Raw genomic sequence first — 20,426 nt, forward strand, 5'->3', positions numbered from 1 at the left:
ACGGCGCCTTGGGAGGGGAACTGCCGATGTCACCCACTGCTGTACGCGCGGCAATCGCGCACCTGCTCGGCCTGGCCCTGCTGGCCTGGGCCACGCTGGCACAGGCCGCGCCACAGGTCGCGCCACAGGTCGCCAGCATCGAATCACCCGGCAAGGTGCTGAAGGTCAGCCTGGTGCTGGACGGCGGCACCGCCCGCTACCGCGTCGAGCGTTTCGGCGAGCCCGTGGTGGAGGATTCAAAGCTCGGCTTCGCCCTGCGCGATGGCCGCCTGGACCGCGATTTCGCCCTGCTCGGCCAGCAGCGGCGCAGCGTCGACGACAGTTGGGAGCAGCCGTGGGGCGAGCGCCGGGTCACCCGCAACCACTTCAACGAGCTGACCGTGCAGCTGGCCGAGACCACGGGCAGCAAGCGGCGGCTGGATGTGGTGTTCCGCGTCTACGACGACGGCCTCGGCTTCCGCTACGTGTTCCCCGAGCAGCCGAACCTGCGCGAAGCGATCATCGATGACGAGCTGACCGAGTTTGCCATCGCACAGGATTCCACCGCCTGGTGGATTCCCGCCGGCGAACCGATCCATTACGAGTACCTGTACCAGCGTACCCCGCTGCGCGAAGTGCCGCAGGTGCATACGCCGATGACCCTGCGCAGCCGCGATGGCCTGCACGTGGCGATCCACGAGGCTGCGCTGGTGGACTACGCCGGCATGTGGCTGCGCCGCACCGAGGGCCAGCGCCTGCGCGCGCAGCTCTCGCCCTCGGCCGAAGGCTGGAAGGTGCGCCGTGCCCTCCCCTTCGCCACACCCTGGCGCACGCTGCAGGTTGCTGACCGCGCGGGTGGCCTGATCGAATCGGACCTGATCCTCAACCTCAACGAACCCAATGCGCTGGGCGACGTGAGCTGGGTGAAGCCCGCCAAGTACCTCGGGGTGTGGTGGTCGATGCACCTGGACAACGAGAGCTGGGCGACCGGGCCGAAGCATGCGGCCACCACCGCCAGGACGAAGAAGGTGATCGACTTCGCTGCTGCGCACGGCTTCCGCGGCGTGCTGGTGGAAGGCTGGAATCCGGGCTGGGACGGCATGTGGGTGGGTAATGGCTACAACTTTGATTTCACCCGCGCCACGCCCGATTTCGATATCGAAGCGCTGTCGGCGTATGGCCTGAAAAAGGGCGTGCACCTGATCGGCCACCACGAAACCGGCTGTGCCATCGAGCACTACGAGGATCAGTTGGGCGCCGCGCTGGACCTGTACGCACGGCTGGGGGTGGACCAGTTCAAGACCGGCTACGTCTGCGACGATGGCCAGGTCGACCGGCGAAATCCGGCTGGCGGCTCGCTCTGGCGCGAGTGGCACGACGGGCAGTTCATGGCCCGCCATCACCTGAAGGTGGTGCAGGAGGCCGCGCGCCGGCACCTGTCGGTGAACCCGCATGAGCCGATCAAGGACACCGGCCTGCGCCGCACCTACCCCAACTGGATCTCGCGCGAAGGCGCACGCGGCATGGAGTACAACGCCTGGGGCCAGCCGCCGAATCCGCCGGAGCACGAGGTCAACCTGGTGTTCACCCGAATGCTGGCCGGGCCGATGGATTACACCCCCGGCATCCTCAGCCTGAAGGGCCGCCACGGCCAGGCCATTCCCAGCACGCTGGCGCGCCAGCTGGCGCTGTACGTGGTGCTGTACAGCCCGATCCAGATGGCCGCCGACCTGCCCGAGCACTACCTGCAGCATCGCGAGGCGTTCCGCTTCATCGAAGACGTGGCGGTGGACTGGGAGCAGAGCCGCGTGCTCGATGGCGAGGTGGGCGACTACGTGACGATCGTGCGCCGCGACCGCAACAGCCGCGACTGGTTCCTCGGCAGCATCACCGATGAACACGGCCGCGTGCTGCCGGTGTCGCTGGGCTTCCTGGAACCCGGCGTGCGCTATCGCGCCGAGATCTACCGCGATGGCGAGGGCGCTGATTTCCGCAGCAACCCGTTCGCGTTCGCACGAGAAACCCGGGAGGTGACCAGCGCCGATGCCCTGACGCTGGTGCTGGCACCGGGCGGTGGACAGGCCATTCGCTTCACGCCTATCCGTTGAACGTCTTCCTCCCTGCGCGCCGCTGTAGCGCCCGAACCCTCGCTCGGGCAGCGGTGCGCAGCGCCGGAACGCAGCCGAGCATGGGCTCGGCTCTACAGAACGATGCACCTGAAAGCGATTACACCCCTGCAAACGCCATTGAATACGTATGCAGGGTGATTCCCGCGAAGAACGCGCTGCCTACCATAGCGGCGACGACAGCGGCCACCGCGTCGCACGTCCACGGTCACTCCGGGACGTTCACGAATCGATCTGCAACATTGCCTGGGAGGGGAAAATGTTGAACCACAAGCGCAGCGCGCTGAGCATCGCGCTGGCCGTTGTCCTGGCGCCGACGCTGGCGTCGGCACAGTCCACGCAGAGCACCACCACGCCGGCCGCCACCGCCGCCACCAACCTGGATACGGTGCAGGTCACCGGCATCCGCCGCGGCATCGAAAACGCGATCGCAATCAAGCAGGACGCCACCTCGGTGGTCGAGGCGATTTCCGCCGAAGACATCGGCAAGCTGCCCGACGTCAGCATCGCCGAGTCCATTTCGCGCCTGCCCGGCCTGGCCGCCCAGCGCGTTGCCGGCCGTGCGCAGGTGATCAGCGTGCGCGGCCTGTCACCCGACTTCGCCACCACCCTGCTCAATGGCCGTGAAGTGGTCAGCACCGGCGACAACCGCGGTGTCGAGTTCGACCAGTACCCGTCCGAGCTGGTCAACGGCGTGACCGTCTACAAGACCCCGGACGCGGCCCTGGTCGGCCAGGGCCTGTCGGGCACCATCGACATGCAGACCGCACGCCCGCTCAGCTTCGGCGAGCGCGTGATCGCGGTCAGCGGCCGCTACCAGAAGAGCTCCCTGGGCCGCGCCGCCAACATCGATCCGTACGGCAATCGTTTCAGTGCCAGCTACATCGACCAGTTCTTCGACAACACCCTGGGCATCGCCATCGGTTACGCGCACAGCGACATGCCGATCCAGGAGAACCAGGTCGGCCTGTACGAGCCGTGGACCACCGAACACACCGACAAGGGCGAGCGTCGCGGAATCGCGCCAGGCACCTACTTCACCGACGGCATCAAGGCACTGCGCCGTACCGGCAACAACAAGCGCGACGGCGTGATGGCGACGATCCAGTTCCGCCCGAGCAACAGCTGGACCAGCACCTTCGACGCGTTCCACACCGAAGCCGAGCAGATCGACACCGCCAACCAGTTCGAGCTGAGCCTCAGTGGCAATGGCGAGGACAGCAACAATCCCAACGCGATCCTGCCGGTGTTCAGCAATGTCGGCCGCAATGCCGATGGCAGCTTCACCGGTGGCACGATCAGCAATGCGTACCCGCTGGTCCGCGGCATGTACAACAAGCGCAAGGACAAGATCGACGCGTTCGGCTGGAACAACGAGTTCAACGTCGGCGGCGTGAAGCTGGTCGCCGACCTGAACTACTCGAAGGCGACCCGCCGCGAGATCAATCTGGAAAACAACCTGCAGCTGGTGCCGCGCCCGCAGTTCGACACGATCGGCCTGGTGGTGAACAACAACAGCTTCTCGCAGATCACGCCGGGGCGTGACTATTCCAATCCGGACAGCCTGTTCCTGACCAACACGATCTATGGTTCCGGCTACGGCAAGGTGCCGGAGGTCGAAGACCGCTTGAAAGGCGCCAAGCTGGCGGCGACGCTGCCGGTTCCCGAGGCCATGTCCAGCTGGTTCTCGGATGTGGACGTGGGCGTGAACTATGCCGACCGCCGTAAGCAGAAGGCCCAGGCCGAAGGCAACATCCTGCTCGGTGCTCAGGGTGAATCCACCATCGCCCCGGACCTGCAGTACCGCCCGGTCAACCTCGGTTTCGCCGGCATCGGCTACATCCCATCGTGGAACGTGCCGGCAGCGGTGGGTCGCTACATGACCTTCAACCCGGTCGACAACCTGGACTACCTGATTCCCAAGTCGTGGACGGTCGAGGAGAAGATCACCACCGCGTGGGCACGCCTGAACATCAACACCGACATCGGCGTGGTCGGCGTGCGCGGCAACATCGGCGTGCAGATGCAGCACACCGACCAGAGCTCGGATTCGCGCTACTGGGACAGCTCGCAGCCGGCGGGCAGCAACATCCAGCCCTTCTCTGCCGGCAAGACCTACAAGGATTGGTTGCCGAGCTTGAACCTGGTGTTCATGTTCCCGCACCAGCAGACGCTGCGCTTCGCCGCCGCCAAGCAGGTGGCGCGCCCGCGCGTGGACCAGATGCGTGCCGGCCTGGAATTCGGTGTGGATACCAACAACGGCCGCCCCGGTGGCAGCGGCGGTAATCCGCTGCTGGATCCGTGGCGCGCGACCGCGCTGGACCTGTCCTATGAGAAGTACTTCGGCGAGAAGGCCTACGTGGCTGCGGCGATCTTCTACAAGGACCTGAAGAGCTACGTCTACACGCAGTCGGTGGACAACTATGACTTCAGCGGCCTGCTGGGCAATTACGTGCCGCCGCCGGGCATGACCGCACCGGTGCTGACCACCGGTACCTTCTCCACGCCGCAGAACGGCAAGGGCGGCACGTTGAAGGGGCTGGAGCTGACCGGGTCGTTCCCGCTGGAGATGCTGACCGACAGCCTGCGCGGCTTCGGCGTGCAGGCCAGCGCGACCTTCAACAAGAGCGACATCACCATCCTGGATCCGGAAAGCGCCTCCAGCGTGGGCAGTGACCCGATCAGCCTGCCGGGCCTGTCCAAGCGCGTGTACAACTTCACCGCCTACTACGAGCGCAGTGGCTTTGAAGCACGCGTGAGCCAGCGCCGCCGCTCGGACTTCATTGGTGAAATCGGCAACTTCAACGGCAACCGCACGCTGCGTTACGTGGTGGGCGAGAATGTGACCGATGCACAGGTCAGCTACACCTTCAGCGACAGCAGCAGCCTGCGCGGGCTGACCCTGCTGCTGCAGGGCAGCAACCTGACCAACGAGCCGTACCGCACCTATGCCGGCAGCAAGGACCGCCCGCTGGAGTACATCGAATGGGGCCGCACCTACATGCTGGGCGTGAACTACAAGTTCTGATCACCACCGGGTAGTGCCGGTCGCTGGCCGGCAACCATGGAAAGCAGGACCGGAAACCCGCTGCGCAGGCAGCGGGTTTTCTTCTGCGCGGATGCCGGCCGTTGGTCGGCCAGGCCCACCCACAAAAAAGGGACGGGGCGCTTCGGCCCCGTCCCCGCAAGTACCGCCACCGGAGAAAACGGTCAGCTGCGTCGGGCGCAATACACCGCGCGCGGCGGCAGCTGGAGTTCATTGCCCTGCACCGTGCCCGCATCCGGGCCCGGTACCGTCACCTGCTGCCAGTTGCCCGGCGGCAGCGGATGGCTCACCGCCTCGGCCGACAGGTTGAAGGCCAGCAGGAGGGTTTCATCTGCAAGCATACGCTCGAACAGCAGCACTGGCTCGGTACTGTCGATGAATCGGATGCTGCCATGCAGGAGCGCCGGCTGGCTATGCCGCCAGGCCAGGAACCCCCGGAACGCGGCCAGGACCGAGTCCGGGTCGCGCTCCTGCACCGCCACGGCCGCGGCGCGGTGCTCGGCCGGGATCGGCAGCCACGGCTGGCCGGAAGTGAAACCGGCCAGCGGCGCATCGGTCCACGGCATCGGCGTGCGGCAGCCATCACGGCCCTTGAAGTTCGGCCAGAAGGTGATGCCGTAGGGGTCCTGCAGGGCCTCGAACGGCACCTCGGCCTCGGCCAGGCCCAGCTCCTCGCCCTGGTACAGGCACACCGAGCCGCGCAGCGAGCACAGCAGCGCCACCAGCATCCGCGCCAGCCGCGGGTCGGCCGGGTGCCCGCCCCAACGGCTGACCGCCCGCTCCACGTCGTGATTCGAAACCGCCCAGCATGGCCAGCCTTCGGTCATCGCCGCTTCCAGGCGGGAGACCGTGTCGCGGATGTAGGCCGCGCTGTAGTCGTCCACCAGCAGTTCGAAGCTGTAGCCCATGTGCAGGCGGCCGTCCCGGGTGTACTCGGCGGTGGTGGCCAGCGAGTCCTCCGAGGAGATCTCGCCCAGGCTCACCGCGCCCGGGTACTCGTCCAGCAGCGCGCGCAGGCGCTCCAGGAAGGGCAGGTTCTCCGGCTGGGTGTTGTTGTAGTAGTGGTACTGGTACGCGTACGGGTTGTCCGGGCTGAAGCCGCGGCCCACGCGCTTGTCGGCGGGCTTTGGCGGGTTGTCGCGCAGCTGCGCGTCGTGGAAGCAGAAATTGATGGCGTCCAGGCGGAAGCCGTCCACGCCGCGGTCCAGCCAGAAGCGCACGTTGTCCAGGGTGGCCTGCTGGACGTCCGGGTGGTGGAAGTTCAGGTCCGGCTGGTCGACCAGGAAGTTGTGCAGGTAGTACTGTTCACGGCGCGGCTCCCACTGCCAGGCGCCGCCGCCGAACAGCGACAGCCAGTTGTTGGGCGGGGTGCCGTCCTCGCGCGGATCGGCCCACACGTACCAGTCGGCCTTCGGATTGCTGCGGTCCTGGCGGCTCTCGCGGAACCAGGCGTGCTCGATCGAGGTATGGCTCAGCACCTGGTCGATCATCACCTTCAGGCCCAGGCCGTGGGCCTTGGCCAGCAGCCGGTCGAAGTCGTCCAGGCTGCCGAACAGCGGGTCGACGTCGCGGTAGTCGGCGATGTCGTAGCCGAAGTCGGCCATGGGGGACTTGAAGAACGGCGAAATCCAGATCGCGTCCACGCCCAGCGCGGCGATGTGGTCCAGCCGCTCGATGATGCCCGGCAGGTCACCCACCCCGTCGCCGTTGGCATCGAGGTAGCTGCGCGGGTAGATCTGGTAGATGACGGCTCCGCGCCACCATGGATAGTGCGACATCGACAGCCCCCCTCCGGGCATGCAGGGCCCACCGGAAGCGGGCCGAAATCCTGTTCCGGCAAGCTTAGCGGTGGCCTCCGGGGCATGGCGCAGCCTGCATACGTATTCACGCTGGCCGCTGGCGTGACCACGCCGCAGCGGCGTGCCAGTCCGGTTTGCGCCCGGAGTTCACGGGCAACGCCTATAATCAACGGCGAGCCTGAAAGCCTGATCGCATGACCATCACCGAAGACACCCGTCCCGCCCTGGGCCTGCCCCAGATCCAGTCGCTTGCTGCGGCCGACATGGCCGCCGTCGACGCCCTGATCCGGCGCCGGCTGTCCTCGGACGTCGTGCTGATCAACCAGATCGCCGACCACATCATTTCCGCCGGCGGCAAGCGCCTGCGCCCGATGCTGGTCATGCTGGCCGGCCATGCGGTCGGCCAGGCCGGCCCGGATCACCACCAGCTGGCGGCAATCATCGAGTTCATCCACACCTCCACCCTGCTGCATGACGACGTGGTGGACGAATCCAGCCTGCGCCGTGGCCGCAGCACCGCCAACGCGCTGTGGGGCAACGCGCCCAGCGTGCTGGTCGGCGACTTCCTGTACTCGCGCAGCTTCCAGCTGATGGTCGAGCTGGAGCGCATGTCGGTGATGCAGATCCTGGCCGATGCCACCAACCGCATCGCCGAGGGTGAGGTGTTGCAGCTGCTGCACGTGCACAACCCCGATACCGACGAAGCCGCGTACCTCCGCGTGATCGAGCGCAAGACCGCGGTGCTGTTCGCCGCCGGCACCCGCCTGGGCGCGCTGGCCAGTGGCGTGGACGAAGCCAAGCAACAGGCCCTGTTCGACTACGGCATGCACCTGGGCTACGCGTTCCAGATCGCCGACGACGTGCTGGACTACTCGGCCAACGCCGACGAGCTGGGCAAGAACCTGGGCGATGATCTGGCCGAAGGCAAGGCGACGCTGCCGCTGATCCACGCGATGGCCCATTCCGACGACGCCACCCGTGAGCGCCTGCGCACCATCGTGCAGGACGGCGATGCCTCGGCGATGCCGGAAGTGCTGGCCGCGATCCGCGCCACCGGCGGCCTGGAATACAGCCGCGCGCGTGCGGAGGAATACGCCGAAGCCGCCGAGCGCGCGCTCGATGGCCTGGGCGACAACGACGCGGTCGCCGCCCTGCGCGGCCTGGCCCGCTACGCGGTGCAGCGCTCGCATTGATCGGTTGAGGTGTGCCGACCAACGGTCGGCACCTACCGCGGCTGTGGGTGGATGCCGACCATTGGTCGGCACTGGAACATGGGTGGGTGCCAACCTTGGTCGGCACACCTTTGCTTACCGGAACCGCTCCTCGAAGAATTCATCCAGCGCCTTCCACGCGCGCTTGGCCGCCCGTTCGTTGTACTGGCAGCCCGGCGGACTGTTGGCATCGCGCTCGGCAAAGCAGTGCACCGCACCACTGTAGTTGGTGAACTCCCAATCGACCTTGGCCGCGTTCATTTCCTTCTGGAAACCGGCGATGTCCTCGGCGGTCACGCTCTTGTCGTCGGCGCCATTGAGCACCAGCACCGACGGATGGCTGCCACCGGCCTGCGCCGGCAACGGCGAGCCCAATCCACCGTGCAGGCTCACCACACCGGCCAGCGGCGCACCGGCCCGGGCCAGCTCCAGCACCGTGGTGCCGCCAAAACAGAAGCCCACCGCGCCGATCCGGCTGGCATCCAGCGGCACCTTGCCGGCCTGCGCCTTGAGCACGTTCACCGCCTCCAGCGCGCGGGCACGCAGCAACGGCCGGTCGTTGCGCAGCTTGGTCGCCACCGGCCCGGCCTCGGCATCGGTCTTCGGCCGCACACCCTTGCCGTAGACATCGGCCACCAGCACCACGTAGTCGTCACCGGCCAGCTGCTTGGCCTTCTCGATGGCCGATTCGTTCACGCCCTTCCAGTTCGGCACCATCACCAGGCCAGGGCGCTTGTCATGCTCGCCGTCGTCATAGACCAGCACGCCACTGAAGGTCGTGCCCTGGTGTTTCCATTCCACCGGCTGCGTCTTCATCGCCGCCCACGCCGGCATCGCCGCCAGCCCCAGGATCACCGCCACACCGCATCGCCAACGATTCATGCGCCTGCTCCGCAAGAAAAAGGGGACGGAGGGGATTAAGCCGTAATCGCCCCTCCCGCGTCGCATTCTGCATTGGCGGCGTGACGCAGGTGTGGTTGGATACGACTTAATCCCCTCCGTCCCCTTTTTTCGCATGAATCTTGTTGATCGCTTTCTGTCTGGCCTGATCCCGCGTTTGCCTGCCGAGGATGCCCCGCAGTGGGCACATGTCCAGGGCGCCAGCGCCGAAGACCTGCAGCGCCTGCGTGTGCAGTGGCCGCAGGTGCCGGGCAGCCTGGTGGAGCTGCTGTCGCGCGTGGATGGCACCCACTACCGGGAGTACCCCGCGGGCAAGGTCTGCGTGCTGATGCTCGGCTCGGATGTCGAGGACGGCGGCTATCCGTACTACCTGCGATCGGTCGCGCAGATCTTCGAGGACCAGCAGCGGTGGGACGACAGCATCCGTTCCATCTACGAAGAGTGGCTGGATGACGAGCCGGAGATTCTCGGCGAGGGCATCGATGCGGATCTGCCGATGAGCCGCCGGCTGTGTTTCTCGCACTGCATGAACAACGGTGGCACCTCGATGCTGTATCTGGATTTCGATCCGGCACCGGGCGGCACCGTCGGCCAGGTGGTGCGCTACCTGCACGATCCGGACAGCTACGCGGTGATCGCACCGAGCTTCGATGTGTACCTGCAGGAGCTGATTGATCGCGATTACGCGTTCATCGATCAGGACGACGATTGAAACCCAGCCGAGCATGGGCTCGGCTCTACAAACGGCGACGGGCGTGGGCTCGGCCCTGCAGTAGATCCACGCCATGCGTGGATGAATGTCTCCGGAGGTTGCCGGCCAGCGGCCGGCACTACCTTCAAGCGATACCCAGCCCGGGAATCGCGCTGATGCTCTCCGGGTCGAAACCAGCCAGCTCGGCAAAATGGCGGCCACGCGCCACGTAATCGCGATAGGCACCGAAACTCGGGGCACCCGGCGACAGCAGCACCACCCCACCCTGCGCACCCAGCGCCGCGCGTGCAAGCGCCATCGCCTCGGGCAGGTCGCCGGCGGCGTGCAGGCCGAAGCGACCGGCATCGGCCAGCGGCTGCAGCATCGCGTGGATGCGCGGGCCGTTGCTGCCCATGGTCACAATCTCCACCGGCGGCACGTCGTGCGCCATGTGCTGCATGAAATCGGTCCAGTCCAGGCCGCGGTCATGCCCGCCCACCAGCAGCGCGATGCGCTGCCCGGCGAAGCACTCCAGCGCGGCCAGGCTGGCATGCGGCGTGGTGCTGATCGAATCGTTGACGTAGGTCAGGCCATCGGCCACGCCAATCCGCTGCAGGCGGTTCGGCAGCGGGCGGAAATCCTGCACCGCCGGTGCCAGCGCCACCGCGTCCAGGCCCAGCGCTTCCAGTGCAGCCAGCACCGCGCACAGGTTGCCGCGGTTGTGACGGCCCGGCAGCGGCGTGTTACGGGTATCGAACACGGCCTGCTCACCGCGATGCACGATGTCGCCCCGCATATGCCAGCCCTGCGGCTGGTTGAACCACACCACCTCGCTGTCAGGCAACGACAGCGCGGCCAGGTGTGGATCGGCGGCATTGAGCACGGCGATGCGCGGCGCAGCTTCAGTCACCAGCCGCAGCTTGTCTTCGATGTAACGTTGTTCGCTGCCGTGCCAGTCCAGGTGTTCGGGGAACAGGTTCAGTACCACCGCCACCTGCGGATGAGCGCCACTGCGCGCCACTTCACCGGTCTGGTAACTGGACAGTTCCACCGCCCAATACTCGGGTGCCGGCTGCGGATCCAGCACTTCCAGCAGCGGCAGGCCGATGTTGCCGACCAGGCCGGTACGATGGCCGGCGGCACGCAGCAGGTGCGCGACCAAGGCGGTGGTGGTGCTCTTGCCCTTGGTACCGGTCACGCACACGGTGTCGTGCACGATGCCGTCGTCGGCCGCGTGTTCGGCAAACCACAGCGCGGTGCCGCCGATGAAGGTGGTGCCCAGCTCTGCCGCCGCCAGCGCGATCGGCTGGTAAGGGCTGATGCCGGGCGACTTGATCACCACATCGAACGCGGCCAGCGCTTCGGCCGAGGGTTCGCCAAGCACCTGCAGCGCGCCCTGCGTTTCCGCACGCGCGGCTTCGGCTTCAGCGGCCGGGCAGAACAGGCTCAGGCCAAGCGTTGGCAGGCGCGCGCGTAGTACCGCAAACGCGGCGCGACCCTCGCGGCCCCAGCCCCACAGCGCAACGCGCTTTCCCTCAAGCTTCGAAATCTTCACGCACCCGTTCCCACAGCGCAGCCGGAACGCGGTGCTCGCCCTGCAGCTGCAGCAGCGGCGCCAGTTCCAGTTCGGCGGCATCCAGCTGCGGCTGGATCTCGTTGCAGAAGCGCTTCACCAGCACATCTTCCTTCCACTCCGGGCGCTGCGCCAAGGTCGCCATCGCTGCACGCGATTCGCGGCCCTCGCCCACGCACTCGAACGGCTTGTGGTCCTGGAATTCCAGCAGCGCGTCGAAGCCACCGGCCTGTTCGGCATCGTCCAGCAGATTGCGGCCGAAGATGCGCACCAGGCGCGTCTTCGGCATGAACGGGGCCAGCGCCAGGAACACGAAGTGGCACTTCGGGCAGACGCCGCACCAGCGGTTCACCGGGCGCTCGCCGAGGATGTGGAAGTTGCGGTTGCAGCTGGAGAAATGCGCGTCGTAGAAATCGGTCTTGGCGAACTGGCGGGCCACCGCCAGCTCCGACATCGGGCGCAGCAGCGAGTAGTACTGCAGGTCTGCCGCGACGTGCTTCTGCACGTGGCTGCCGAACGCCTGCTCGAACGCCCAGCCCTTGGACCACTGGTGGTTCACTTCGCCGGTGCCCGGAATCTGGCTGCCGTAGCTGGCCGAACGCTCGTTGGAGAACACCACCTGATCCACACCCTGCAACAGCGCGGCCAGCACCATGATCGCCGAGTTCACCGCGGTAACCGGGATATGCCCGTTCCACGCGCCCTGGCGGTTGAGCTCGAACAGTTCCGGTGCCAGCGCGCGGCCCAGGTTGAGCGTCGGCAGGCCGGTGCGTTCGGCACAGGCGCGGATCAGCTGCGATCCGCCGATCCAGGTCACCGTCTCGTCCACGCCGGCGCGGCGCAGCGCTTCGATGCTGACCAGCGAATCCTTGCCGCCGCCGATGGCCACCAGCGCGTGCGCCTGCAGCCCCAGCACCGGCGCCTGCACCGCTTCGCCCTGCACCGGCAGGCGGAAGCGCCCGCGCAGGTTCAGACCGTTGCGGTAGGCGAACTCGCCCAGGCCGTTGAGGTAGACCGTCTCCACCAGCGCTGCGGTATCGGCATCGATGGCGTAGCTGTCGATGCTGACCGTCTCCGGCACGCCCGCCTTGTAGTAGCTGACACCGGCGATCAGGTGCAGCAGCTGCAGCGCGCGCTGCACGGCGGCGGTACGCGCCTCGTCAAGCACGAACGGGGCGCCCGGCACGGTGATGGTTTCCACCATCTCCGGGCCGTCATCGAAGGCGTAGACCAGCTTGGCCACGCCGGTTTCCGCAGCGAATTCGCAGCGGACGAAGCGGAAGCGGGAAACCTGGTGTTTGTCGAAAGCAGTCATGGTGTATCCGGTCAGGCACGGGCCCGCACGAGGGCGCGGGGCGTGTCGGTGGGCGGGTGCAGGGCGCGCGCGGCGATCATTCGATCACGTCTTCGCGCGGCAGCATCCGCTGGTTGTAGGTGTTGGCCATCACATAGCCGTAGGCGCCGGCATCGGCGATCAGCATCACGTCATCCGGCGCGGTCGACACCGGCAGCTTGCGGCGCTTGCCGAACACATCGCTGGATTCGCAGATCGGGCCGACCACATCGAACGCCGCTTCGGCATAACCGCCCTGGCGGCTGAGGTTCTCGATGTCGTGCCAGGCGTCGTACAGCGCCGGGCGCATCAGTGCATTCATGCCGGCATCCAGGCCGACGCGGCGCACGCCCTCCTTTTCCACCACCTGGGTGACATGGGTCAGCAACACGCCGGACTCGGCCACCAGGTAGCGGCCCGGCTCGATCGCCAGGCGGAATGCCGGATGGAGTGCCTTGACCTCGGCCAGGCCCTCGGCCCAGGCGTCCAGGTCAAACGGCTCGTCTTCGTCGCTGTACGGAATCGGCAGTCCGCCACCGATGTCGATGGTCTGCACGCTGCCGATGCGGCGGGCGAAACCGGCCAGCTCATCGCACATCAGGCGCCAGTGCTGCGCGGTCTCCACGCCACTGCCCAGGTGCGCATGCAGGCCGACCACGCGGCTGCCCAGGTCGGTAGCCGCGCGCACGAACTCGTCGACGCGGGCGATCGGCAGGCCGAACTTGGACTCCTTGCCGCCGGTGCGGACCTTGGCGTGGTGGCCTTCGCCACGGCCCAGGTCGACACGCAGCCACAGCTCGCGGTTGCGGAACAGGTCCGGCCAGCGCTGCAGCGCTTCGACGTTGTCGACGGTCACGGTCACGCCCAGCGCGAACGCCGCCTCGTACTCGCTGCGCGGGCAGAAGCTGGGGGTGAACAGCACACGCTTGGGCGACAGTTCCGGCAGGTGCTGGAACACATGCTTCAGCTCGCCGTGCGACACGCACTCCAGGCCGAAACCTTCGGCTTCCAGCAGCTGCAGGATGGCCGGGTGGCTGTTGGCCTTGATCGCGTAGTAGCGCTGGTCGATCGGCTTGATCGCGGCCAGCGCGCGGGCGCGGGCGCGCACCGTCGGCAGGTGGTAGACGTAGCGCGGCGTACCGGCATCAGCCAGCTGCAACAGGTGGGCACGCTGGCCCCGCCACCACGGCGTGCCACGCGGGCGCACGGTGCCGGCGATTTCGCGCCAGCGCGGGCCGAACACCTCGGTCTCTTCCACCGGCATCGCACCGCTGTCGATCAGCTCGGCGTGCAGCACCGGCAACAGGCCATCGGCATCGGCTTCGTCGATGACGAAGGTCAGGTTCAGGTCGTTGGACGACTGCGAGATCATGTGCACGCGCTCGCGGCCGAAGGTGGCCCACACGTCCGACAGCTTGTGCAGCAGCGAGCGCATGCCACGGCCGACCAGGGTGATCGCCGCGCACGGCACGATCACCTTCACCTTGCAGATCTGCGACAGGTCGGCCGACAGCGCGGCCAGCACATCGGTGTTGACCAGGTTCTCGGACGGGTCCAGCGACACGGTGACGTTGGTCTCGGCCGAACCGATCAGGTCCACCGAAAGCCCGTGCTTCTTGAACAGGTTGAACACATCAGCCAGGAAGCCGACCTGCTGCCACATGCCAATGCCTTCCATCGACACCAGCACGATGCCGTTGCGGCGGCTGATCGCCTTCACCCCCGGCACCGGCGCGGCGCTGCCGTCGATGCTGGTGCCCGGCAGTTCCGGGCGCTCGGTGTCGAGGATGGCCATCGGCACGCCGGCATCGCGGCACGGCTTGATCGAGCGCGGGTGCAGCACCTTGGCGCCGGTGGTGGCGATTTCCTGTGCTTCGTAATAGTCCAGGCGGGTCAGCAGGCGCGCGTCCGGCACGTCCTTCGGGTTGGCGCTGAACATGCCCGGCACGTCGGTCCAGATCTCCACGCGGCTGGCGCCGAGCAGCGCACCGAAGTACGCCGCCGAGGTATCCGAGCCACCACGGCCGAGGATGGCGGTGCCGCCATCGGCATGCCGCGAGATGAAGCCCTGGGTGATCAGCAGGCGGGTCGGCTGCGCGCGGAAGCGCTGCATCCACTCCGCATCGGCACGCCACTGGCAGTTCACCGACAGGCGCTGCGACCAGTCGCTCTGGTTCGGCTGCGGCGGCATCGCATCCAGCCACTGGCGGGCATCCATCCAGCCCATGTCCAAGCCCGAGGCGTGCAGGTAGGCCGCGCCCAGGGTGGAGGACAACAGCTCGCCCTGGCCCAGCACGTCGGCCTGCCAGTCCAGCGGACGGGTGGCCGCACGCGCGTCGTCCAGCAGGCCCTGCAGCGCCGCCAGGCGCTCGGCCAGCACTTCGCGGCCCAGGCCCAGTTCAACCAGGAAGCCCTCGTGGCGCTCGACCAGCGCCGCCACGCGATCACGGCTGTCCGGCGCGCCATCGGCGATCGCGGTCAGTTCGTTGGTGACCCCGGACAGCGCCGACACCACTACCAGCACGCGCGAGCCGGTCTCTTCCGCACGTTTTTTCGCCAGCTTCCCGATCGTGTCCCAGCGATGACGACGCGACACCGAGGTGCCGCCGAACTTCAGTACGATCCAACGATCGACAAGGGGGGAAGCTGACATGGATTGGCTATGTAGAATGTGGGGAAGCCGCCCTCGGGGGCGGAACCTTTGATTCTAAGCGCAATATCCCCGTAGATGGCCGTCCTCCGTTACCTGCAGCTCGATGTCTTCGCCCCCCGCCCCGGCACCGGCAACCCACTGGGCGTCATCCTGGACGCCGACGGGCTCTCCAGCCGCCAGATGCAGGCCCTGGCCGCCTGGCTGAATCTGTCCGAGACGGTGTTCTTCCTGCGCCCCAGCGCGCCGGGTGCCGACTACCACATCCGCATCTTCACCCCGACCCGCGAGCTGGCATTTGCTGGCCACCCCAGCGTCGGCGCCGCCTGGGCCGCGGTGAGCTGTGGCTTGGCGCAACCGCGCGACGGCGCCCTGCTGCAGCAATGCGCGGCGGGGTTGCTGCCGGTACGGGTGAGCGGTCCGGCCGAGGCACTGCAGATCCAGCTGGCCAGCCCACCGGCACGGCAACTGGACACGAGGGTGGACGCCGCGCCGGAGACGCTGCTGGCGCTGGCGGCCAACGGGTACGTGCCCGAACTGTGGGACAACGGTGCACGCTGGTGGCTGCTGCCGCTGCGCGACGCCGCCGCCGTGCGCGGACTGGCGCCAGACATGGCGGCCCTGCGCGACTGGAGCCTGGCCACCGACGCTACTGGCCTGGCCGTGTTCGCCGACGAGCCCGGCGACGACCACGCCCGCGTGGTGCGCGCCTTCTGCCCCGCTGACGCGGCCGCCGTACCCGAAGACCCGGTGACCGGCAGCGCCAATGCGCTGATCGGCGCCTGGCTGCGGCAGCGCGATGCCCTGCCCGGCCGCGAAGGCCGCTACGTGGCCAGCCAGGGCCGCGAAGTGGGCCGCGATGGCCGCGTGCAGGTGCAGGTCGACGCGCAGGGCACGGTGTGGATCGGCGGCCAGGTGCAGTGCGTGATCGACGGCAGCATCCATTGGTAGCGTCGGGCCACGCCCGGCGAACGCCGCACACGGACGCCGGGCATGGCCCGGCGCTACCGTACCCCTCTCGTTCTACGGAGTTTGCCCCCTATGACCACCCGCCGTTTCCTGCAGCTGGATGTGTTCTCCCCGCGCGCCGGCGCCGGTAACCCGCTGGCCGTGGTACTCGATGCCGAGGGCCTGGACGATGCCAGCATGCAGGCCATCGCCCGCTGGACGCGGCTGCCCGAAACCACCTTCGTGTTTCCACCGCAGGCACCCGGTGCCAGCTACCGGCTGCGCATGTTCAGCCCGCAGAAGGAAGTGCCGTTCGCCGGCCACCCCAGCGTCGGCACGGCGCATGCGGTGCTGCAGGCAGGCCTGGCCACACCGATCGATGGCGTGCTGGTGCAGGACGGCATTGCCGGCGCCCTGCCGCTGCGCGTCAACGGTGAAGGCGCGCAGCAGCGCATCGCCATCCGCACCCCGCGCGCGCAGCTGGCCGAAACGACCGAGGCCACCGATCCTCGCCTGCAGGCCGCACTGAAGGGCTGGCCGCTGGGTACGCTGCCGCCGGCACGCATGCAGGGCGGGCGGAGCTGGTGGGTGGTGCAGGTGGCCGATGAGGCCGCATTGCGCGCGCTGCAGCCGGACTGGGATGCGGTGGCCGCACTGGCCGAGTCCACCGACAGCATGGGCGTATTCGCCTATGCCTTCGGCGATGGCCGCGAGGGATTCGACCTGGCGGTGCGCGCCTTCGTCGGCAATGGCCGGCGTTTCGAGGACGCCGCCTCGGGTGCCGCCAATGCGGTGCTGGCCGCGTGGCTGGACCTGCGCGATGCCCTGCCGCGTGGCCGTGCCCCGTTCGAAGTCAGCCAGGGCCGCGAAGTCGGCCACGATGCGCGCCTGACGCTGCTGGTCGACGAGGACGGCGAGGTCTGGTCGGGCGGCCAGGTGCAGACCGTCATCACCGGCACCATCGATTGGTAAAAGGAAACTGTAGAGCCGAGCCCATGCTCGGCTGCTCTTCGGCCAGATCACGGGAGCTGCAGAAGCCGAGCATGGGCTCGGCTCTACAGATGCGCCGGCTCAGCCCAGCTCGGCTTCCAGGCTGATCGGCACGGCGCTCAGTGCCTTGGACACCGGGCAGTTCTGCTTGGCGTCATCGGCAATCGCACGGAACTGCGTCGCGTCGATGCCCGGCACCACCGCCTTCACCTTCAGCCGGATCTGCGACAGCTGCGGGCCGCCTTCCAGCGACAGATCGACCTTGGCCTCGGTATCCAGCGAGGTCGGGGTAAAGCCGGCTTCGCCGAGCTTGGCCGACAGCGCCATGGTGAAACAACCGGCGTGCGCGGCAGCGATCAACTCTTCCGGATTGGTGCCCTTTTCGTCGCCGAAACGGCTGTTGAAGCCGTAGCGGGTCTTGTCCAGCAGGCCACTCTGCGGCGTGCTCAACTGCCCCTTGCCCGACTTCAGATCGCCTTCCCAGTGCGCGGTGGCGTGTCGCGAGATTCCCATGTGCTGCTCCTGCGTGACGGTGATGAACGGTCACCCTCGCACGGGAGGCGTTAGCCCTGCGTCGCTCCGCCGCACGCTGGAGGTCGTCTTCCGAACCCGGCGCATGGACACTTCCTCGCCAACCGGAAACGCATTTCCCTCTTGTTTTCAGTGGTTTCGCGCATTCCGACGATGGGCGGGCGCCGGCCATCGCGTGCGCTGCCACACCCCCATCCCCCACTGCCGGCCATGTACTGAATCGGCCTGGATATGAAAAAACATGCACTTTCCGCGCTTCGGGCTATTGGCGGCGCCCGAGAGTTGCCCTACATTGCGCTTGCCGACGGGGTTCGGCGCCGACCAAACAACCAACCGTTCACGGAACAGGAAACCATGGCAAAGACCGCTAAGAAGGCTGCCCCGAAGAAGGCAGTGAAGAAAGTCGCGACGAAGGCAGCCGCCAAGCCGGCCGCTCCGAAGCCGATCAAGGAAGTGCTGACCAAGTCCGGCCTGGTTGCACACATCGCTGAAGCCTCCGGCGTCATCGCCAAGGACGTCCGCGCTGTGCTGGCCTCGCTGGAAAGCGCCGTCGCCTCCTCGGTGCACAAGAAGGGCGCTGGCTCGTTCACCCTGCCGGGCCTGCTGAAGATCACCACCGTCAATGTGCCGGCCAAGCCGAAGCGCAAGGGCATCAACCCGTTCACCAAGGAAGAGCAGTGGTTCGCTGCCAAGCCGGCCACCACCAAGCTGAAGGTGCGTCCGCTGAAGAAGCTGAAGGACGCCGCGCTGTAAGCGCGCGCCCCAACGCGGATTCCGACGGGACGGCTCTGGCTGTCCCGTTTTTTTTTGTACCAACCACAGCCCGCAACACAGCGTTGCCGCATCCCCGGGAATGCGCGTACAGGCCCGTCGCCATTGGCTGGGCGTGGTGCGTTGCGGCCCCGGAACGTACCGGGTGGAACACTGCGTGCAGCCCCGGCCATCGCCGCCGGGCACGGCCTTGCCTAAGGTGGGCACATCCTCCACAGCTACGGCGAGCGTCCCCTCATGGCCAGCCCCTCCACCCGCTACCGGATCTCGGTGACCCCCATCGAAAAGGACGGGTTGCAGTGCACCGGGCGCTGCACCATCGAACTGGAACATCGCGCCAGCCGCGACCTGATGCGCCTGCTGGAAGCGGCGCCGCGCACCGCAGGCATCAGCGGCGACGAGCGCGCGACCCTGGTGATCGCCACCCAGCTGCTGCGCGACATCGTGCAGCGCCACGCCGAAACCGAAGGCCATGCCCTGGCCGCCATCGCCGCGCAGGTGCTGCCGGCGCTGGATGCACTGGAACAGCTGCCCTCCTCCCGCTGATCGCGGCACAGCCGATACACTGCCTCCTTCCGTTCGCCTCGGGGAGGAGGCAGACATGCGCAGGTTCCTGATACTGATCGCACCGCTGGTGCTGCTGGCCTGTTCCCGGCCGCCATCGCAACCTCATCCTGCGGATGCCGCTCCGCCGGCCACGACCGAGGCGGCTGCCCGCGCGAAGCCACAGGCCGCCGCAGAAGGCGATGCAGCGGCCGTGCAGGCCATCGATGTCGATCCCCTGTTTGCCGCCGTCGCGGCCGAGGCCGAGCTGCCGGCGGGAATGCTCAATGCCTATGTCATGGCCCTGCTCAATCGCGATCGCAAGGCCATCGACGCCGCATGGACCTTCCCGCCCAGCGATGCACGACGCGCCGACGATGCCGCATTGCGCCAGCTCACGGACGTGCGCAGCCTGCGCCTGACCAGCGAACTGCCGGTCGCGCGCGACGGTCACCAGCCACCGCAGCTGCTGGAGGTTCCGGTGCAGATCCGCGCGGTGACCGCTGAGGGCACTTTCCGCTTCGGCGGCTGGTACCGCGTGCAGCCCAGCAGCGATGGCCGCGCCTGGCAGATCCAGTCGGCGCAACTGCGGCCATCGCTGGACTGAACCGTTGCAGCGGCATGCACGCGCGATTCAGCCGGCAAGGCTACTCTTTGGTCCATCCATTCCGCATTCACCGGTCACCGCCATGCGCCTGCGTTCCCTGATGACCCGCCTCGCGGCCTCCACCGTGCTGATCGCTGCTGCGATCGGCGCCCAGGCCGCCCCTTCCATTTCCGGCCGCGAACTGTCGGTCGGTGCCAGCGACGTGCAGCAGTACCTCGATGGCAGCTTCCCGCGCACCCAGGACGCCCTGGGGGGCCTGATCGCCCTGACCATGAGCCATCCGCAGCTGAGCCTTCCGGCCGGCGAACGGTTGAACCTGGGCATGGACGTCGCACTGGCCACCGCCGGTGGCAACCCGTCCAAGCTGGGAACGGTGAAGCTCAGCAGCGGCCTGCGCTACGACGCGCAGACCCAGGGCTTCCACCTGCAGCAGCCGAGCGTGGATGACTTCACCCCGGCCAACCAGGGCGGTCGCCTCGATTCGCGCACCCGCGGCCTGCTCAATGCCTGGCTGAGCGACTACGCCCAGCGCGAACCGATCTACAAGCTGGACCCGGCCGTGGCCGGCCTGCTCGGCGCACTGCAGGTGCAGTCGGCACAGGTGAAGAACGGCAAGCTGGTGGTCACCTTCAACCAGAACCTGGGCAACCTGGTGCCGGCAGGCGTGCTGGGTAAATGAGGTAGTGCCGGCCGCTGGCCGGCACGATCCATCACGCACCAAGCGGCAA

The 20,426-nt window shown here is 67.5% G+C and carries 16 protein-coding genes; 10 read left to right on the forward strand and 6 right to left on the reverse strand.

The window, feature by feature from the left end:
* Window positions 1-20: 20 nt before the first annotated feature.
* On the forward strand, window positions 21-2,087 hold the full coding sequence (locus tag ACTJJM_RS03350) for a glycoside hydrolase family 97 protein (RefSeq protein WP_440865177.1): 2,067 nt from the start codon (window positions 21-23) through the stop codon (window positions 2,085-2,087).
* A gap of 277 nt (window positions 2,088-2,364) precedes the next feature.
* A complete protein-coding gene (locus ACTJJM_RS03355) occupies window positions 2,365-5,133 on the forward strand; it encodes a TonB-dependent receptor (protein WP_049413531.1) in 2,769 nt (922 codons plus the stop codon).
* A 182-nt stretch (window positions 5,134-5,315) separates the two neighbouring features.
* On the opposite strand, the gene ACTJJM_RS03360 is transcribed toward ACTJJM_RS03355, so the two are convergent.
* Window positions 5,316-6,929: an alpha-glucosidase gene (locus tag ACTJJM_RS03360; RefSeq protein WP_053442635.1), complete on the reverse strand. Its 1,614-nt coding sequence runs from the start codon at window positions 6,927-6,929 to the stop codon at window positions 5,316-5,318.
* A 215-nt stretch (window positions 6,930-7,144) separates the two neighbouring features.
* On the opposite strand from ACTJJM_RS03360, the gene ACTJJM_RS03365 reads away from it, so the two are divergent.
* Entirely contained in the window at window positions 7,145-8,143 is a 999-nt protein-coding gene (locus ACTJJM_RS03365; RefSeq protein WP_010483521.1) for a polyprenyl synthetase family protein, read from the forward strand.
* Between the two features lie 114 nt (window positions 8,144-8,257).
* On the opposite strand, the gene ACTJJM_RS03370 is transcribed toward ACTJJM_RS03365, so the two are convergent.
* Window positions 8,258-9,043, reverse strand: a complete 786-nt coding sequence (locus ACTJJM_RS03370; RefSeq protein WP_049434513.1) for a dienelactone hydrolase family protein — start codon at window positions 9,041-9,043, stop codon at window positions 8,258-8,260.
* Window positions 9,044-9,176: 133 nt separating this feature from the next.
* On the opposite strand from ACTJJM_RS03370, the gene ACTJJM_RS03375 reads away from it, so the two are divergent.
* Entirely contained in the window at window positions 9,177-9,773 is a 597-nt protein-coding gene (locus ACTJJM_RS03375; protein ID WP_049455569.1) for an SMI1/KNR4 family protein, read from the forward strand.
* A 124-nt stretch (window positions 9,774-9,897) separates the two neighbouring features.
* Here ACTJJM_RS03375 and murD read toward each other — a convergent pair whose 3' ends face one another.
* From murD to ACTJJM_RS03390, 3 genes are all read right to left on the reverse strand, one after another.
* A complete protein-coding gene (gene murD, locus ACTJJM_RS03380; RefSeq protein ID WP_440865152.1) occupies window positions 9,898-11,307 on the reverse strand; it encodes a UDP-N-acetylmuramoyl-L-alanine--D-glutamate ligase in 1,410 nt (469 codons plus the stop codon).
* A complete protein-coding gene (gene murL / locus ACTJJM_RS03385) occupies window positions 11,288-12,640 on the reverse strand; it encodes a UDP-N-acetyl-alpha-D-muramoyl-L-alanyl-L-glutamate epimerase (RefSeq protein ID WP_010483529.1) in 1,353 nt (450 codons plus the stop codon). The genes murD and murL overlap by 20 nt, the downstream gene beginning before the upstream one ends.
* A 76-nt stretch (window positions 12,641-12,716) precedes the next feature.
* Window positions 12,717-15,311: a bifunctional aspartate kinase/diaminopimelate decarboxylase gene (locus tag ACTJJM_RS03390; RefSeq protein ID WP_241873754.1), complete on the reverse strand. Its 2,595-nt coding sequence runs from the start codon at window positions 15,309-15,311 to the stop codon at window positions 12,717-12,719.
* 75 nt (window positions 15,312-15,386) lie between these two features.
* Between ACTJJM_RS03390 and ACTJJM_RS03395 the strand changes: the two genes are divergently transcribed.
* Both ACTJJM_RS03395 and ACTJJM_RS03400 read left to right on the forward strand, forming a co-directional pair.
* Window positions 15,387-16,259: a PhzF family phenazine biosynthesis protein gene (locus ACTJJM_RS03395; protein WP_049455565.1), complete on the forward strand. Its 873-nt coding sequence runs from the start codon at window positions 15,387-15,389 to the stop codon at window positions 16,257-16,259.
* Between the two features lie 90 nt (window positions 16,260-16,349).
* Window positions 16,350-17,228 carry a PhzF family phenazine biosynthesis protein gene (locus ACTJJM_RS03400; protein ID WP_054171185.1) on the forward strand — a complete coding sequence of 293 codons (879 nt, stop codon included), beginning with the start codon at window positions 16,350-16,352 and terminating at the stop codon, window positions 17,226-17,228.
* Window positions 17,229-17,327: 99 nt separating this feature from the next.
* On the opposite strand, the gene ACTJJM_RS03405 is transcribed toward ACTJJM_RS03400, so the two are convergent.
* A complete protein-coding gene (locus ACTJJM_RS03405) occupies window positions 17,328-17,759 on the reverse strand; it encodes an OsmC family protein (RefSeq protein WP_005408443.1) in 432 nt (143 codons plus the stop codon).
* 372 nt (window positions 17,760-18,131) lie between these two features.
* Here ACTJJM_RS03405 and ACTJJM_RS03410 point away from each other — a divergent pair, with 372 nt between their 5' ends.
* The 4 genes from ACTJJM_RS03410 to ACTJJM_RS03425 all read left to right on the forward strand — a co-directional run bounded on the left by ACTJJM_RS03410 (window position 18,132) and on the right by ACTJJM_RS03425 (window position 20,377).
* Window positions 18,132-18,530, forward strand: coding sequence for an HU family DNA-binding protein (locus tag ACTJJM_RS03410; protein WP_010483539.1), 399 nt, complete (start codon window positions 18,132-18,134; stop codon window positions 18,528-18,530).
* Window positions 18,531-18,785: 255 nt separating this feature from the next.
* Window positions 18,786-19,094, forward strand: coding sequence for a DUF3861 family protein (locus ACTJJM_RS03415; protein WP_010483541.1), 309 nt, complete (start codon window positions 18,786-18,788; stop codon window positions 19,092-19,094).
* A 55-nt stretch (window positions 19,095-19,149) separates the two neighbouring features.
* On the forward strand, window positions 19,150-19,698 hold the full coding sequence (locus ACTJJM_RS03420) for a hypothetical protein (RefSeq protein ID WP_049434503.1): 549 nt from the start codon (window positions 19,150-19,152) through the stop codon (window positions 19,696-19,698).
* Between the two features lie 82 nt (window positions 19,699-19,780).
* Complete coding sequence (locus ACTJJM_RS03425; protein WP_049413438.1) at window positions 19,781-20,377, forward strand: DUF1439 domain-containing protein; 597 nt, start codon at window positions 19,781-19,783, stop codon at window positions 20,375-20,377.
* The last annotated feature ends 49 nt before the right edge of the window (window positions 20,378-20,426 follow it).

It is taken from the genome of Stenotrophomonas sp. 22692 (assembly GCF_052045015.1).
GTDB classification, from domain to species: Bacteria; Pseudomonadota; Gammaproteobacteria; order Xanthomonadales; family Xanthomonadaceae; genus Stenotrophomonas; species Stenotrophomonas geniculata.

Bases quoted from the DNA above. Each gene is read 5' to 3' on its own strand.
- ACTJJM_RS03395 (WP_049455565.1), top strand. From the start codon at position 15,387: ATGGCCGTCCTCCGTTACCTGCAGCTCGATGTCTTCGCCCCCCGCCCC.
- ACTJJM_RS03415 (WP_010483541.1), top strand. From the start codon at position 18,786: ATGGCCAGCCCCTCCACCCGCTACCGGATCTCGGTGACCCCCATCGAA.
- ACTJJM_RS03425 (WP_049413438.1), top strand. From the start codon at position 19,781: ATGCGCCTGCGTTCCCTGATGACCCGCCTCGCGGCCTCCACCGTGCTG.
- ACTJJM_RS03405 (WP_005408443.1), bottom strand. From the start codon at position 17,759: ATGGGAATCTCGCGACACGCCACCGCGCACTGGGAAGGCGATCTGAAG.
- murL (WP_010483529.1), bottom strand. From the start codon at position 12,640: ATGACTGCTTTCGACAAACACCAGGTTTCCCGCTTCCGCTTCGTCCGC.
- ACTJJM_RS03410 (WP_010483539.1), top strand. From the start codon at position 18,132: ATGGCAAAGACCGCTAAGAAGGCTGCCCCGAAGAAGGCAGTGAAGAAA.
- ACTJJM_RS03420 (WP_049434503.1), top strand. From the start codon at position 19,150: ATGCGCAGGTTCCTGATACTGATCGCACCGCTGGTGCTGCTGGCCTGT.
- ACTJJM_RS03355 (WP_049413531.1), top strand. From the start codon at position 2,365: ATGTTGAACCACAAGCGCAGCGCGCTGAGCATCGCGCTGGCCGTTGTC.
- ACTJJM_RS03375 (WP_049455569.1), top strand. From the start codon at position 9,177: ATGAATCTTGTTGATCGCTTTCTGTCTGGCCTGATCCCGCGTTTGCCT.
- ACTJJM_RS03365 (WP_010483521.1), top strand. From the start codon at position 7,145: ATGACCATCACCGAAGACACCCGTCCCGCCCTGGGCCTGCCCCAGATC.
- ACTJJM_RS03400 (WP_054171185.1), top strand. From the start codon at position 16,350: ATGACCACCCGCCGTTTCCTGCAGCTGGATGTGTTCTCCCCGCGCGCC.
- ACTJJM_RS03390 (WP_241873754.1), bottom strand. From the start codon at position 15,311: ATGTCAGCTTCCCCCCTTGTCGATCGTTGGATCGTACTGAAGTTCGGC.
- ACTJJM_RS03360 (WP_053442635.1), bottom strand. From the start codon at position 6,929: ATGTCGCACTATCCATGGTGGCGCGGAGCCGTCATCTACCAGATCTAC.
- ACTJJM_RS03370 (WP_049434513.1), bottom strand. From the start codon at position 9,043: ATGAATCGTTGGCGATGCGGTGTGGCGGTGATCCTGGGGCTGGCGGCG.